This is a genomic window from Actinomadura sp. J1-007 (genome assembly GCF_009793335.1).
GTDB classification, from domain to species: Bacteria; Actinomycetota; Actinomycetes; order Streptosporangiales; family Streptosporangiaceae; genus Spirillospora; species Spirillospora yumaensis.
In genome coordinates, this window is record NZ_WING01000003.1 from 355,111 (window position 1) to 369,133 (window position 14,023).

13 protein-coding genes and 2 pseudogenes are annotated in these 14,023 nt (G+C 73.9%); 7 read left to right on the plus strand and 8 right to left on the minus strand.

Features of this window, described 5'->3' with window-relative positions:
• Positions 1–18 precede the first annotated feature (18 nt).
• Positions 19–1,093, plus strand: a pseudogene (gene bioB / locus GEV43_RS43020) (biotin synthase BioB).
• A 188-nt stretch (positions 1,094–1,281) separates the two neighbouring features.
• Here the strand turns inward: bioB and GEV43_RS52720 are convergent.
• From GEV43_RS52720 to GEV43_RS43035, 3 genes and pseudogenes are all read right to left on the minus strand, one after another.
• Positions 1,282–1,608, minus strand: a pseudogene (locus GEV43_RS52720) (TetR family transcriptional regulator); the annotation flags it as partial.
• 178 nt (positions 1,609–1,786) lie between these two features.
• Positions 1,787–3,181: an MFS transporter gene (locus GEV43_RS43030; protein WP_206681683.1), complete on the minus strand. Its 1,395-nt coding sequence runs from the start codon at positions 3,179–3,181 to the stop codon at positions 1,787–1,789.
• Positions 3,181–3,387, minus strand: a complete 207-nt coding sequence (locus GEV43_RS43035) for a hypothetical protein (protein WP_160826418.1) — start codon at positions 3,385–3,387, stop codon at positions 3,181–3,183. Before GEV43_RS43035 ends, GEV43_RS43030 begins: the two co-directional genes overlap by 1 nt.
• A gap of 159 nt (positions 3,388–3,546) precedes the next feature.
• On the opposite strand from GEV43_RS43035, the gene GEV43_RS43040 reads away from it, so the two are divergent.
• Positions 3,547–5,100: a M1 family metallopeptidase gene (locus GEV43_RS43040; RefSeq protein WP_206681684.1), complete on the plus strand. Its 1,554-nt coding sequence runs from the start codon at positions 3,547–3,549 to the stop codon at positions 5,098–5,100.
• A 97-nt stretch (positions 5,101–5,197) separates the two neighbouring features.
• Complete coding sequence (locus GEV43_RS43045) at positions 5,198–6,124, plus strand: hypothetical protein (protein ID WP_160826419.1); 927 nt, start codon at positions 5,198–5,200, stop codon at positions 6,122–6,124.
• 37 nt (positions 6,125–6,161) lie between these two features.
• Here the strand turns inward: GEV43_RS43045 and GEV43_RS43050 are convergent, their stop codons facing one another.
• Together GEV43_RS43050 and GEV43_RS43055 are read right to left on the minus strand one after the other, a co-directional pair.
• Entirely contained in the window at positions 6,162–6,554 is a 393-nt protein-coding gene (locus GEV43_RS43050) for a hypothetical protein (RefSeq protein WP_160826420.1), read from the minus strand.
• 256 nt (positions 6,555–6,810) lie between these two features.
• On the minus strand, positions 6,811–7,248 hold the full coding sequence (locus GEV43_RS43055) for a peptidase inhibitor family I36 protein (RefSeq protein WP_160826421.1): 438 nt from the start codon (positions 7,246–7,248) through the stop codon (positions 6,811–6,813).
• A gap of 360 nt (positions 7,249–7,608) precedes the next feature.
• Between GEV43_RS43055 and GEV43_RS43060 the strand changes: the two genes are divergently transcribed.
• Positions 7,609–8,550 carry an AfsR/SARP family transcriptional regulator gene (locus tag GEV43_RS43060; protein ID WP_160826422.1) on the plus strand — a complete coding sequence of 314 codons (942 nt, stop codon included), beginning with the start codon at positions 7,609–7,611 and terminating at the stop codon, positions 8,548–8,550.
• Positions 8,551–8,577: 27 nt separating this feature from the next.
• Here the strand turns inward: GEV43_RS43060 and GEV43_RS43065 are convergent, their stop codons facing one another.
• Together GEV43_RS43065 and GEV43_RS43070 are read right to left on the minus strand one after the other, a co-directional pair.
• Positions 8,578–9,969 (minus strand): hypothetical protein, encoded by a 1,392-nt coding sequence (locus GEV43_RS43065; protein ID WP_309240289.1) that lies wholly within the window; start codon positions 9,967–9,969, stop codon positions 8,578–8,580.
• 3 nt (positions 9,970–9,972) lie between these two features.
• Entirely contained in the window at positions 9,973–10,413 is a 441-nt protein-coding gene (locus tag GEV43_RS43070; RefSeq protein WP_160826423.1) for a hypothetical protein, read from the minus strand.
• A gap of 136 nt (positions 10,414–10,549) precedes the next feature.
• On the opposite strand from GEV43_RS43070, the gene GEV43_RS43075 reads away from it, so the two are divergent.
• Genes GEV43_RS43075 through GEV43_RS43085 form a run of 3 tightly spaced genes read left to right on the plus strand, consistent with a single transcriptional unit; the run spans position 10,550 to position 13,520 of the window.
• Positions 10,550–12,484 (plus strand): hypothetical protein, encoded by a 1,935-nt coding sequence (locus GEV43_RS43075; RefSeq protein WP_164717275.1) that lies wholly within the window; start codon positions 10,550–10,552, stop codon positions 12,482–12,484.
• Positions 12,481–12,720 carry a hypothetical protein gene (locus tag GEV43_RS43080; protein ID WP_160826424.1) on the plus strand — a complete coding sequence of 80 codons (240 nt, stop codon included), beginning with the start codon at positions 12,481–12,483 and terminating at the stop codon, positions 12,718–12,720. Before GEV43_RS43075 ends, GEV43_RS43080 begins: the two co-directional genes overlap by 4 nt.
• 26 nt (positions 12,721–12,746) lie before the next feature.
• Positions 12,747–13,520 carry an SDR family NAD(P)-dependent oxidoreductase gene (locus tag GEV43_RS43085; RefSeq protein ID WP_160826425.1) on the plus strand — a complete coding sequence of 258 codons (774 nt, stop codon included), beginning with the start codon at positions 12,747–12,749 and terminating at the stop codon, positions 13,518–13,520.
• A gap of 46 nt (positions 13,521–13,566) precedes the next feature.
• Here the strand turns inward: GEV43_RS43085 and GEV43_RS43090 are convergent, their stop codons facing one another.
• Positions 13,567–14,013, minus strand: a complete 447-nt coding sequence (locus tag GEV43_RS43090; protein WP_160826426.1) for an SRPBCC domain-containing protein — start codon at positions 14,011–14,013, stop codon at positions 13,567–13,569.
• Between the last annotated feature and the right edge of the window lie 10 nt (positions 14,014–14,023).

A 14,023-nucleotide genomic window follows, 5' to 3' on the forward strand; every position in this document is an offset into this window, starting at 1 on the left:
GGCGCGAGAGTCGTGGCCATGGCTGATCTCCTGGACGAACTGACCCGCAAGGCGCTGCGGCGCGAGCGGCCCACCCGCGAGGAGGCGCTCGCCGTGCTCGCCGGGGAGGACGAGCTGCTGGAGGTGGTGGCGGCGGGCGCCCGCGTCCGCCGCCGCTTCTTCGGCCGCCGGGTGAAACTCAACACGATCATCAACATGAAGAGCGGGCTGTGCCCCGAGGACTGCTCGTACTGCTCGCAGCGGCTCGGCTCGACCGCCGAGATCCTGAAGTACTCGTGGATCACGCCCGAGGACGCGGCGCGGACGGCGGGCCGGGCGGTCGACGCCGGGGTCAAGCGGGTCTGCCTGGTGGCGAGCGGCCGCGGGCCGGGCGACCGGGACGTCCGCCGCATCGAGGACACGATCGCCGCGATCCGCGAGGACGCGGCGGAGAACGGCCGGCCGGAGGCGGAGATCTGCGTGTGCCTCGGGCTGCTCCAGGAGGGGCAGGCCGAGCGGCTGCGCGAGGCGGGCGCGCACGCCTACAGCCACAACCTCAACACCAGCGAGGAGCGCTACAGCGAGATCTGCACCACCCACACGTTCGCCGACCGGGTGGACACGCTCCAGCGCGCCGCCGCGTCCGGCCTGTCGCCCTGCTCCGGCGCCATCTTCGGCATGGGCGAGTCGGACGGCGACATCGTGGACCTGGCGTTCGCGCTGCGCGAGCTGGACCCCGACTCGGTGCCGGTCAACTTCCTCATCCCGTTCGAGGGACGCCGCTCGGGACCGCTGGGAGCTGACGCCGGACCGCTGCCTGCGCATCCTCGCGCTGTTCCGCTTCTGCTTCCCCGACGTGGAGGTACGGCTCGCGGGCGGCCGGGAGATCCACCTGCGCTCGCTCCAGCCGCTCGCCCTGCATCTGGCCAACTCGGTGTTCCTCGGCGACTACCTGACCAGCGAGGGGCGGCCCGGGGCCGACGACCGGCAGATGATCGCCGACGCGGGGTTCACGATCGAGGGCGCGGACGAGGCGACGCTGCCGGGCGCCCGCCGCGACCTGGTCGCCATCCGGCGGCGGGGCGCGGGCACCGAGGAGCCCGCCAACACCTGAGCCGCCCGGCCTGCCGCCGCGTCCGCGTGAGGCGCGCGGCCGGGTCGTTCAGCCGGTGGCGCCGGTGATGAGGCGCTGGAGCGCGGGCGCGCACAGGTCGGCGAGCCGTTCGGGCTCGTCCGCGCTCCGGCGCCGTCGCTGTGCAGGCTGAGGGTGACGCCGAGGCCGATGAGCTGCCCGGCGATCAGTTCGGCGCGCAGCTCCCGGTCGGCGCCGGTGAGCAGCTCCGCGAGCCGTTCGGTGATCTGCTCGCGGAACCGGCTGCGCAGCAGCGAGCGCTCGTCGGTGTTGCCGAGCGAGAACACCACGCGCAGCAGCGGGTCGGCCTGGTGGACGCGGCGGCTCCGCACGAGCGTCAGCACCAGGTGGCGGCCGAGCTCGTCCGCGGGGGCGGCGAGCAGCTCGTCGGCCGCCGCGCCGAAGTCGGCGACGATCGCGAAGAGCTGGTCCTTGCTGCCGAAGTGCTTGACGATCAGCGACGCGCTGACCCCGGCGTCCGCCGCGATCCCGCGCATCGTCACCTCGGCGTAGGGCCGCCGGACGAACGCGCGCCGCGCCGCGCGCAGGATCGCGCCCCGCCCGGTCGCGGCGTCGTCCCCGCCCTCCGGGTGGGGCCCGGCGGTCGCGCCGCTCGCGGGTCGGACGCTGCGCGGCGGTCCGGCGCCGCGGGTGCGGCGTCCGTGGCGTGCCCGGTCATGTGCTCTCCTCGGCCAGGGCGGACGGCGTGCGCTCCGGCACGGCCGCCGCGCGCTCGCCCCGAACGTTATCCGGGCCGGACGCCCGGCGTCCCGGCAGGCACAGCGTGACGAGCAGGGCGAGCAGGGCCGCGGCCCCGGCGATCAGGAAGACCAGCAGGTACGCGTCCAGCGTCGGCGCGGTGCGCCCGCCGACCCGGAAGGTGATGTTGGCGAGGACCGCCGCGACGACCGCGCTGCAGAACGCCGCGCCGATCGAGCGCATCAGCGTGTTGAGGCCGTTCGCCGCCCCGGTCTCGGCGACCGGGACCGCGCGCATCACGAGCGCGGGCAGGGCCGAGTAGGCGATCGCCGTCCCGGCCGCGACGACGGTCGCGCCGAGGATGATCGTCCACAGGTGGTGGCTGGTGAAGTACCGCACGACGTATCCGGCGGCGATGCAGGACGAGGCGATCGCCAGGGTGACCTTCGGCCCGTACGCGGCGGAGATCCGGGCCGACACCGGCGACAGCAGCACCATCATCACGCCGCCGGGCAGCAGGCACAGGCCGCTGACGACGATGGACGCGCCGAGGCCGTACCCGGTGCTCGTGGGCTCCTGCACCATCTGCGCGGTGACCAGGGAGTTGGCGTAGTAGGCGAACCCGATGAGCAGCGCGGCGAGGTTCGCCAGCAGCACCGCGGGCCGGGCGGAGACCCGCAGGTCGACCATGGGGCTCGGGACGCGCAGCTCGTACCGGGCCCACAGCGCGGCGACGACCGCGGCGGCGGCGAGCAGGCCGAGCGTGCGGCCGGACGTCCAGCCCCACGCGCCGCCCTGCGTGACCGCGAGCAGCAGGGCCAGCAGCGCGGCGGTCAGCCCGGCGGTGCCGAGCACGTCGAACCGGCCGCGCGTGCGCAGCGGCGACTCGGGGACGAAGCACAGCACCAGCACGACGTCCAGCACGCCGATGGCGGCCGACACCCAGAACATGGTGTGCCAGTCGGCGTTCTCGATGACCAGCGCCGCGATCGGCAGGCCGACCGCCGCGCCGATGCCCATCGTGGAGCTCATCATCGCGACCGCCGACAGCATCCGGGCGGGCGGCAGCTCGTCGCGCATGATGCTGATGCCGAGCGGCATCACGGCCATCGCGGCGCCCTGGAGCGCGCGCCCGGCGATGAGCACGCCGATGTGCGAGCTGACCGCGCACAGCACCGAGCCGGCGACCAGCAGGCCGAGCGAGGCGAGCAGCACGCGCCGCTTGCCGTACATGTCGCCGACCCGTCCGAGCACCGGGGTGCAGACCGCGCCGGTCAGCAGGGTGACGGTGATCAGCCAGCTCGCCTCGGACGGCGTGCTGCCGGTGAGGGCCGGGACGTGCGGCAGCAGCGGGACGACGAGCGTCTGCATCACCGCGACGACGACCCCGCAGAACGCCAGGACGCCGACGAACGCCCGCGGATGCCGCGGCCCGCCCCCTCGGCCGCGGCCGCGACCGGCGGCGCGGTCTCGGACGGAGCCTCGGGCGGGGACGCGGCGGCGGCGTCGCGGGCCGGATCGGTGCGGGCCGGGTCGTTGGGGGCGGGATCGGCGGGCTCGGGCGTCGGGCCGGTCATGGGTCTCCGTGGGTGTGCGGGCGGGGGTGTACGAGCGTTCACCTCCTAGGGTAAACGCTTGTGCACCTCGGGCGGGAGGCGGGCCGGGTCCGGACGGCCGGTGACCGGATGCGGCACGATCATCGACAACCCGCCGTTACCGGGAGATCGTGGGCGCGCGTGTCGATCACTCCATGGAGAGGATCCGAGCATGGCGTCCCCCACCTCCCGCCCGCCCGTCCCCCGCGCGCCCGCCGCCGCCTCCCCGGACGGCTGCTGCCGGTCGCGGTCGCCGCCGTCGCGGCCGTCGCGCTGGCGCCCGCCGCGTCCGCCGGGACCGCGCCGTCCGCCCGCTTCACGCCGGGCGCGCCCGGCGTCGGCGACCCGTACTTCCCGGGCCTCGGCAACGGCGGGTACGACGTGGGCCACTACCGGCTCGACCTGGCGTACGACCCCGGCTACGACCAGCTCGACGGCACCGCGACGCTCACCGCGCGGGCCACGCAGGACCTGTCGGCGTTCAACCTGGACCTGTCCGGGATGGACGTCGAGAAGGTCACGGTCGACGGCCGGAAGGCGAACCACAAGCGGCGCGGCACGGAGCTGACCGTGACGCCGCGCCACGGGCTGCGGTCCGGCACGACGTTCACGGTCGCCGTCACCTACGGGGGCGTGCCGCGGACGATCGTGGGGTCGCCGATCGTGTTCGGCTCGCCGTACGGGTTCCTGCACACCGAGGACGGCGCGTACGTCGGCGCGGAGCCGGACGGGGCCTCGACGTGGTTCCCGTCCAACGACCACCCGTCCGACAAGGCGAGCTACGACTTCTCGATCACCGTGCCGGAGGGCCTCGGCGCCGTCGCGAACGGCGTGCCCGCCGAGCCGCGCAAGGGCTTGGCGTCGTTCAGCCGCCGCCGCGCCGCGACGAAGGCGACCACGTACGGCTGGCACTCCGCCGACCAGATGGCGACGTACCTGGCGACGATCGACATCGGGAAGTGGGACGTCAAGACGGGCAGGACTCCGGGCGGCGTGCCGATGTACGTGGCGATCGACCCCGAGGTGCGCAAGCTGCCCGCGCCCGGCGGCGTGGACCCGCTCGACTACTACTACGACACCACGGCCAAGTCCACGGACCTGTGGGTCAGGACGTACGGCAGGTACCCGTTCAGCACGGCGGGCGCGATCGTCGACGACGCCCGGTTCAACGGGGAGCCGCTCGGGTTCTCCCTGGAGACCAACGGCAAGCCGGTCTACTCGGCGATCCGCCCCGACCGGACCATCGCGCACGAGATGGCGCACCAGTGGTTCGGCAACGCGGTCGCGCCGAAGAACTGGCAGCAGATCTGGCTGAACGAGAGTTTCGCCCGCTGGTCCAACTGGTACTGGACCGAGCTCCAGGGCGGCAACACCGTCGCGACCGAGGCCCGCAACACCTACAACCTGCACCCGGCGGACGACCCGTGGTGGAACGTGGTCATCGCCGATCCGAAGCGCGACACGATGTTCCACAACCGCGAGTACCACGGCGGCGCCATGGTGCTCCAGTTCCTGCGCGAGAGGATCGGCGACGAGAAGTTCTTCAAGCTGCTGCGCACCTGGTACGCCCAGAACGCGGGCGGGAACGTCGTGACCGAGCAGTTCACGGCCCTCGCCCAGCAGGTCTCCGGCCAGGACCTCAGCGGGTTCTTCACCACCTGGCTCTACTCCCCCGGCCGCCCGCCGCTGCCCTAGGCGAAGCGCCGACTCGGCCCGCGATGGCGACTTTGGTCTATGCGGTGTCGGCTTTCGGGTGATGCCCGCGTCTCGTTCGGTCGGCGACGCTCGAAGCATGTGGGGCATCTCGATGAACGGCGCGCCGAAGGGCCGGTGGACGCTCGACCACGACGGGCACCGCCTGGAGGTCGAGACGGGGCGCGACGGTTGGCACCGGTCGGCGCGCCTCTTCGTGGACGGGGAGCAGGCCGGAGAGAAGGGCGGCTGGATCCTGCTGGCCGAACTCCCGTACGGCGACCTCAGCGTGAACGTCGCGTTCGACACGATCGGCCTGGTGGACGGGCAGGCGGCCCGCTGCGAGCTGGCCCCGCCCGAACCGAAGGACGAGCAGGAGGAGGGGGACCAGGAAAAGCCCGCGAAGGGCGCGGCGGAAGGCGAGGCGAACGAGAAGGGCGACGAGGGCGAGGCGGGCGAGGAGGAGAAGCCCGAGAAGATCCGGTTCGAGCCGCCGGAGGGCTCGCGGGCCGCCAAGCGCGAGGAGCTGGCGCGCAGGCATCCGAACCTGTACGCGTCGCGGCACGTGGTGGCCGCCACGGGCAAGGTGGTGTTCGGCCTGCTCGGCGTCGGGCTCCTGGTCCGGATGCTGATCGGGCTCATCCCGTGGCCGAGCGTGGACCTCCCCGAGGTGGACGTTCCGTCGATCCCGTGGCCGGACGTCCCGTGGCCCGACGTTCCGTTCCCCGACGTCACGCTGCCCGCCTGGCTGAAGGCGGTCCTCGCCACGACCAAGTTCTGGCTGCCGATCCTGATCGCGGCCGGGGTCGCGATGCAGGAGGCGGGCCGCCGCAAGAAGCAGCGCGCCAAGCGCGGCGCGCAGGCCGAGGACGCCCCCGCCGACAAGGCCCGCGATGAGCCGGACGGCGAGGGCGCCGCCGAGACCGTTCGCGCGGAACAGCGCGAGGACGGCGCCACGGGGACGGGCGGCGGGAGGCCGGAGTCCGCGGCCGAACGGGCCCGAGGGGGCAGCCCGCGGGGAGGCTGAGCGCAGGAGACGGAGGTGGCCGATCCTCTCCGGCCGTTCAGGCGCCGATGCCGCAGGGGCGTGAAACCCCCGGCTTGATCAGTACCGTGGACGGCCGCCGGAACGGGGCCGGGACCTGCCCGCGTCCCGCGCACAGCACCGTGGACCCGGCCACCCGGTCGAGCAGCGCGACCTGGCAGCCCGCCGGTGGGCGGTTGTCGAAGGACCCGATCGTGTGCGTTGGGAATGGATCACGGACCACCATGGAGCAGCCGGTGTACCTGATCGAAATCGTCCGCCCGGTGAAGTCGGAGTTCTCATAGAAGAACACTGAGCCGGTCTGGGCGACGCCGGCTCCGGCGGCCGTGGCCGTGCCCGCGGAACCCGCGACGAGGCCCAGCGCCAGGCCGACGACGGAGAGCCCGGCGAGCCGTTTCTGGATTCCCTGCATGATAATTCCTCCCCGGAGGACGGCTTCGTGAACGACCTCTGCCGCAACTGTTGATCTGGCGAGTCTCAGGGCCGTTCAATTCATTTTCAGCGCAGCTGCCGAAAAGCGCGGGGTGCGTCTTTGCGTGGTCGCCCGCGCGGGCGGAGTGCGCCCGCGCAGGCGACCTGAACGATCTGTCAGCGCCCGGCTACCGCGGGGGCCGGCCTCGCGGCCGCTCCACGGCACAGCGGGTCAGGCGGTCCCCGTGGCTGAAGTGCTAGCGGATGCGGTAGGCGCTGACCCAGTTGCCGATCTTGCTGTAGCCGGTTCTGTCGACGACGATCGCACCGCCGGTGCAGTTGGCGTTGTCCCACAGTTCCACCAGGCGGCCGCTCTCGGTACGGGCGGAGTTGATCGCGTCGTTCCAGCCGCTGCCGACGTAGTAGCACTGGCCGACGTTTCCGTTGAGCCAGGTGTTCGGGCCCGTGAAGTGCTCGCCGTCGAAGACGTGGATGCCGCGGACGGCCGCCGCCTGGCGGGCGGCGCCGGTGGAGGAGCCGGAGGGCGATGCCTGGGCCGAGCCGGCCGCCAGGACGGGCGCCAGCATGATGATCGCGGCGCCGGCGGCGCCGGGGAGCCACCGCTTCGCGGCCCTCGTTCGGCCCCCTCCGTGCGGCGCGCGGCGGGCGGAGTCCGTTTGCGTCTGCTGCGACATGTCAGTGATCTCCTTCGTGACGCGGTTCCGGTGGGCTTGCACGCGCCCTGCCGTATTTCCTTTCCGTTCGAAAATGTTCGGCGGGTCGCGGTATCTGCATATCAAGTCACGCATCGATTTCTCTTTCACGCCTGTTTCACGGCTGCTTCACGGCAGGTGGGGATCTCCGGGTCGAGCGAGCGCGGGGCCACCACCGGGCGGGACGCGCGGGCGGCGGCCCGTCGTCCGGGCGGCTCCGGCTCCCGGCCGATGTACCGCGTCGGCGGCAGGCGGTGAGGCGGGTTCTGCGGCGGGTGGCGTAGATTGCCGGCCGCCGGCGGGCGGATGCGGGGGGCGGTGCCGGCGGGCGACGGTGGCCCGGTGAACGATTCAGGACTGACCATCGCCCTGCTGGGGCCGCTGGAGGTGCGCGACGGCGGCGCGCCGATCGAGGTGACCGCGGGCCGGCTGCGGTCGCTGCTGGCCGCGCTGGCCCTGTCGGCCGGCCGGACGTTGCCGGTGGAGCGCCTGGCACAGGTGATGTGGGGGCGTGACGAGCCGGTCAACGTGCGCCGCAGCGTCCACACCAACCTCACCCGGTTGCGCGGCGCCCTCGGCTCTGCGGCGGTGCGCACCGTCCCCGGCGGATACCGGCTGGACGTCGCGCCCGATGCGGTCGATGTGCTGCGCTTCCGCAGGCTGTTGGCCGCGGCCGGCCGGGCGCGGGACGCCGCCACCGAGCATCTCCTGCTGCGGCGGGCTCTGGAACTCTGGCGCGGCTCGCCTTTCCAGGGTGTGGACGTGCGGGAGTGCTGGGAGGCCGAATCGGCGTACCTGCTGGAGCTGTACCTGGGTGCGGTGGAACGACGGGTCGACCTGGACCTGGCCTGCGACCGTCCGAGGGAGGTGATCGCGGAGCTGAGGGAACTGGCCGTCCGCCACCCGCTGCGCGAATCGCTGTGGGCACGCCTGCTGGTCGCGCTGGGGCGCAGCGGCCGGCGCGCCGAGGCCCTGGCCGACTACCAGCGGCTCCGCGAGCGCCTGGCCGACGAGCTGGGCACCGAGCCCGACGCCCGAATCCGTCAGATCCACACGGAGCTGCTGCGAGCCGACGCGCTCCCACGGTCCGTCACGCCGACGACGGCGGGACCGTCACCGCCGACGGTGGGAGCGTTCATCGGCCACGTCATCGATCTGGGGCCGACGACCCCGCTCCGGGGGAAGACGGACACCGCGCTCCGCCCGCCCGCATCCGACCCGTCCGCCGTGGTGCTGATGTGGGTGTCCGCGGCCACCAGCGCCAAGGACCGTGCCGGGAGGTGATCTCAAGGGCGCCGCTCTACGCCGAGGTCAGCCGCTGAGCAGGGCGAACAGCCCCGCGCACGTCAGCGCGACCATGACCGCGGCGATGGGGAGCTGGCCGCGCGGGGCGCGTTCGGGGGGCTGGGTGCGCAGGGCCAGGTCGTGCGCGGCGATGGTGCCGGCGATGTGGCCGAGGACGATGGCGTTGACCTGGACCTGAGCGGTGAGGGTGGGTCCGGCCAGGTCGTAGTCGACGCGGTTGCCGGTGGAGCCGAGCAGGTTCAGGCCCGTGCCGAACGGGTCGCTGGCGAGGATGAACGTCGTCTGCCCCTCGATCATGAAGAACGAGAAGTAGTGCGCGAGGGTGTAGCCGAGCGCGATCGGCAGGAGCGTGGCCGCGAACCGTCCGGGCAGCGCGGCGGGGTCGCCGCCGGTGAGGCGGGCGGTGGTCCGCAGCGCCGCGACGTACAGGGCGGTGACGGCGCCGATGGCGGCGGCCAGGCCGAGGGTGCCCGCGACGAGGCTGCCCGGGTCGACGTTGTCGCGCCAGTACGTGGTGCGGGTGATGCCGTCGAAGCCGGTGGAGCCGATCAGCGCGCAGGCGGTGGCGGCGAGGCCGGGTTCGGCGCGGGCGCGCACGAGGCCGGTCAGCGGAGTGCGCAGGACGAGCGCGCCGTCGCCGCGCCGCCCGATCGGGCACATGCGCGCGAGCAGGCTGGAGTACGCCTCGAAGCCGTCGCCGCGGGTGAACCAGTCGCGCCCGTACCGCCCGGCCGCCGCGAGGTTGACCGCGGCGTACGCCAGGATCAGGACGCCGACGACGCGCGGGTCGGAGCGGTCGGGGGCGACGAGTTCGAGCCAGACGAACGCGGTGAGCCAGGCGGCAGCGGGCCAGTAGCCGACGCCGTCGGGGAGCGGGCGGCGTTCGGCGGCCGGGTCGGCGCGGGCGATCCGGCACAGCCCCGCGTGCAGCGTGCGCAGCGGGTTGACGCGCCGCCAGACGGGGCCGAGCAGGACGCTGGCGGGGACCAGTCCGACCCAGAACGTGTCGAACAGCGCCCACGGCGCCAGGTTGGACGTGTCGTCCGGCGGCCCGGCGAACGCGACGGCGACGACGAACGCGGACGCGGCGAGGGCGAGCACGCGCCCCGTCCAGGTGAGGGCGCGTGAGTCGAGGACGGCGGCGAGCCGCGCGGGCAGGGGCCGTCCGCCGTCGGGGCTCAGCCTCGGCCGCTTCCACGCCGCGGTGAGCGCGAGGAACGACGCGGCCACCGCGGCGCCGCCTCCGACGATCGCGGCGACGGCGTCGAGCGGCAGGTCCGTCCGCCCGCCGAGGCCGTGCGCGAGGACGGGCGCGTGCGCGGCGCCGGGCCCGCCGGCGAGCCGCGGCAGGTCCGCGAGCGCGGCGGCGTGCGCGCCGGCCTGCGCGAGGAGCGGCACGGGTCAGTTCACCTGCAACTCGAAGACGCGGGCGCCGGAGTGGTGGAGCTCGGCCTCGAAGACGCCGGGCCGGTCGGCGACGAGGTCGAGCGTGCCGGGGCGGCCGGGGGCGAGTTCGACGGTGCGGTCGTAGCCGTGCAGGTGGAACTCGTCGGCGGCGTCGCTGGTGACGGTGATGTGCACGGCGGTGCCGCGGTCCACCTTGACGCGGCTCTCGTCGATCCTGACCTTACCTTTGGTCACGGTCGCCGTGACGATCGCAACGGCACTCTTACCTGAGGGGCCGATGCCGCCGCCCGGGGAGGTGGCCTGCTCAGAGGCGCCGTTCCCGGAGGGGCGCGCGGACGGGCCGGAATCCTCGGCGGGCTCGCCGCATCCGGCCGCCGTCACCAGGGTCCCGGCCGTCACGACCGCCACAGCCGTTCGCCACAGGGGTGGCCTCATCTCTCTCCCTTCCCGCCCGTGTCGTGCACCACAGAACGTGACACTGGACAATGACACATTAAAGGATGACATACTCCGCCCAGGAAGTGGTTTGTACCCCGTTTTGTCGGCAATGGGAGCACCCGTGTTGGACCGAGTGACGAATACCGGTTGGGACGCCGCCCTGGGCAACCACGCGCTGAACGACGCGGTCCTCCGGATCGCCGCCCAGCAGGAGTCGAAGCCGGCGGGCGGCGCCGCGCTCGACCAGATCCTCATCGCCTCGGGCGGGGCGGGCGTGCTCACGGCCGCGCTGCTGGTGCTCGGCTGGGGCCACCGCAGCGGGCGCGTCACCCTGCTCGCCCGGCTCGCACGCCTCTCCGAGCGCGGACCCTCGCGCGGGCTGCCCGGCTGGACCGCGCTCCCGACCGTCGTCGCGCTGCTCTCGCTGCTCACCGCGCTGCTCGGGATGTACTGGGACATCTCGCTGCACATCTCGCACGGACGCGACGAGGGGCCGCTCGCCAACATCGCGCACTACCCGATCCTGATCGGGCTGTTCGGCATCTTCACCTCCGGCGTCCTCGCCGTGGTGCTCCCGAAGGGCGAGCGGCCGGGCCGCGCCGCCGTCCGGATCACGCGCGACTGGTACGCGCCGGTGGGCGGGGTGCTGCTGGCGGGCGCCGGGTTCTACGCGCTGCTCGGCTTCCCGCTCGACGACGTGTGGCACCGGATCTTCGGCCAGGACGTCACGCTGTGGGGACCGACGCACCTGATGCTGATCGGCGGCGCCGGGCTGTCGCTGGTCGCGATGATGATCCTGGAGCGCGAGGGCCGCCGCGCCGGAAGCGACCTCGCCGCCTCCGCCGCCGCCTCGTCCGGGCCGTCCGGGGCACCCGGTGAACGACCGGCCGCCGTCGAGCCGCCTCCCGCCTGGGCGCGGTACGTGCGGCGCGGGATGCTCGGCGGCGGGCTGCTGATCGGGCTGTCGGTGTTCCAGGCCGAGTACGACTTCGGGGTGCCGCAGTTCAGGCTCGTGCACCAGCCGATGCTGATCGCGCTCGCGGCGGGCTGCGCGCTGGTCGCGGCGCGGCTGTGGACGGGGCGCGGCGGCGCGGTCTTCGCCGTCGCGTTCTACATGGTGGTGCGCGGCGGGGTGTCGGTGCTGGTCGGCCCGGTGATCGGGGAGCTGTGGGCGGCGGTCCCGCTGTACTTCGCCGAGGCGCTGTGCGTCGAGCTCGCGGCGCTCGCGCTGGCGCGCCGCCCGCTCGCGCTCGGGGCGGTGTCGGGGCTGCTGATCGGAACGGCCGGGTTCGGCGCGGAGTTCGCCTGGAGCGATGTGGCGTTCACGCTGCCCTGGACGGGCGACATCGCGGCCGAGGGCATGATCATGGCGGTCGCGGGAGGGGTCGCGGGCGGGCTGTGCGGGGCGCTGCTCGCCGAGGGGCTGGAGGGCAGGCTGCCGCGCCCGGCCGTGGCCCGCACGGCGTTCGCCGGCGCGCTCGTCGCGGTCGCCGCCTGCGTCGCCAACGGCCTGATGATCGACGTGCCGCAGCACGCCAGGGCGACCGTGACGCTCACCGGGATCCGGGGCGGCGAGAACGACCGCACCGCCGACGCCCGTGTCACGTTCTCCCCCGCGAACGCGGTGTCCGACCCGTCGTGGGTGGCGGTCACCGGCTGGCAGGGCGAGGGCCTGCACGTCGAGCCGATGGTCAGGGAGCGCGAGGGCGTCTACCGCACCAGCGCCCCGATGCCGCTGCACGGCGAGTGGAAGACGCTGATCCGGCTGCATGACGGCCGTTCGCTGTCGGGCGTGCCGATCTACCTGCCCGCGGACCCGGCGATCGGCGCGCAGCGGCTCCCGGCCCCGCAGAGCTTCACCCGCGACGTGCAGAGCGAGCGCCGCATCCTCCAGCGCGAGCTGAAGTCGGACGTGCCGGGCTGGCTGTGGGCGGCGTGCTCGGCGGTCGTGCTGGCGTGCACGCTGATCCTGATCGTCGCGCTCGGCTGGGGCGTCGCGCGCGCGTCCAGGCTGCTGCCGGAGGAGGCCGGCCTCCCGTCCTCGCCGCGCGAGAGGGTCGGCACGTGACGGCGGCGGACGGCGTCCTCGCCACCCATCCGATCATCAGCGCGGTGCCGTTCTTCGTGCCCACGTTCGTCGTCGTCGCGGTGATCGCCGTGGTGATCTGGCGCGACCGCCACCGCGACGACGACCCGTCCGAGAACGGCCCTTCCGAGAACGGTCCGGCCGGGGGCGACCAGGCGTCCGGGGAGGGCGAAGACGGCGCGGAGGGCGCGCAGGCGCGGCGGTCCGGACGGACATGACGGCGGGACGGCTCTAGGCTGCGGGGATGTCCTCCTACCTGTCCGAGCTGTTCTCGCTCGAAGGCCGTGTCGCGGTGGTGACCGGCGGCAGTTCCGGCATCGGCCGGGCGATCGCCGAGGCGCTCGGCCGCGCGGGCGCGAGCGTCGTGGTGATCGCGCGGCGCGAGCCCGAGCTGGCCGAGACGGTCGCCGCGCTGGAGTCGTACGGCTGCCGCGCGGCCTCGGTCAGCGCCGACCTCGCCTCCCGGCCGGGTGTCCGGGAGGCCGCAGAACGGGCCGCGCGGCCGTTCGGCGAGCCCGACATCGTGGTCAACTGCGCCGGGATCAACCTGCGGCCCCCGATGGAGGAGATCGGCGAGGCGGTCTGGGACACCACGATGGCCGTCAACCTGGACGCGCCGTTCCTGCTCGGGCAGCGGTTCGGGCCGGGCATGGCCGAGCGCGGCTACGGACGTCTGATCCACGTGGCGTCGCAGCAGGCGTTCCGGGCGTTCGTCACCAGCGGCGCGTACGGGGTGTCGAAGGCGGGCCTGGTCGCGCTCGCCCGCTCGCAGGCGGAGGCGTGGTCGCCGCGCGGGGTGACGGCCAACGCGCTCGTGCCCGGCTTCGTCATGACGCCGCTGAACGCGCGGCTGTCGTCGGACCCCGACCGGGTGAGCGCGCTGGCGGCCCGCACGATGACCGGCCGCAACGGCCGGACGGAGGACTTCGCGGGCGCCGCCGTCTACCTGGCGGGCCCGTCGTCCGCCTACGTCACCGGCCAGGCGGTGTTCGTGGACGGCGGCTTCTCCGCCCATTGACCGCCCGGTCGCGCGGACCCGGGCGCGCGGCGGCGGGCTGGGGCGGTCACCGGTCGTCCTTGTGCAGTTCGGCGGACAGGGCGTCGAGCCAGTCGGCGGTGCCGCGCTCGCGCCAGGCCGGCTCCTCGCGCCCCTCCAGATACGTGCCCTGCTCGGTGAGGACGAGCCGGGCGCCGTCGTCCGCGCCGAGGAACTCGACGGTGGTCAGCGACACCGTGGCGAGGGCGTCCCCTTCCGACAGGGTGGTGCTGTAGAGGATGCGCTCGTTCTCGACGATGTCCTGGTAGCGGGACTCGAAGATCAGCGGTGTCCCGTCCTCGCGGTTCACGCGGCCGACCTCCACCCCGCCGACGCGGAAGTCGAACCGGCGCTCCCCTCCCCCGGTGCCGCACCAGCGGGCCTTGGCGGCCGGATCGGCCCAGGCGGCGAACACCCTCGCCACCGGCGTCCGGTAGAAGCGCTCCAGCGTGAACGTGGCGTGCGCGACGCTCATGAGGTGGTCC

Coding starts and splice junctions, on each gene's coding strand:
- GEV43_RS43030 (WP_206681683.1), bottom strand. CDS start 3,181: ATGCAGACGCTCGTCGTCCCGCTGCTGCCGCACGTCCCGGCCCTCACC.
- GEV43_RS43035 (WP_160826418.1), bottom strand. CDS start 3,387: ATGACCGGCCCGACGCCCGAGCCCGCCGATCCCGCCCCCAACGACCCG.
- GEV43_RS43045 (WP_160826419.1), top strand. CDS start 5,198: ATGTGGGGCATCTCGATGAACGGCGCGCCGAAGGGCCGGTGGACGCTC.
- GEV43_RS43050 (WP_160826420.1), bottom strand. CDS start 6,554: ATGCAGGGAATCCAGAAACGGCTCGCCGGGCTCTCCGTCGTCGGCCTG.
- GEV43_RS43055 (WP_160826421.1), bottom strand. CDS start 7,248: ATGTCGCAGCAGACGCAAACGGACTCCGCCCGCCGCGCGCCGCACGGA.
- GEV43_RS43070 (WP_160826423.1), bottom strand. CDS start 10,413: ATGAGGCCACCCCTGTGGCGAACGGCTGTGGCGGTCGTGACGGCCGGG.
- GEV43_RS43085 (WP_160826425.1), top strand. CDS start 12,747: ATGTCCTCCTACCTGTCCGAGCTGTTCTCGCTCGAAGGCCGTGTCGCG.
- GEV43_RS43090 (WP_160826426.1), bottom strand. CDS start 14,013: ATGAGCGTCGCGCACGCCACGTTCACGCTGGAGCGCTTCTACCGGACG.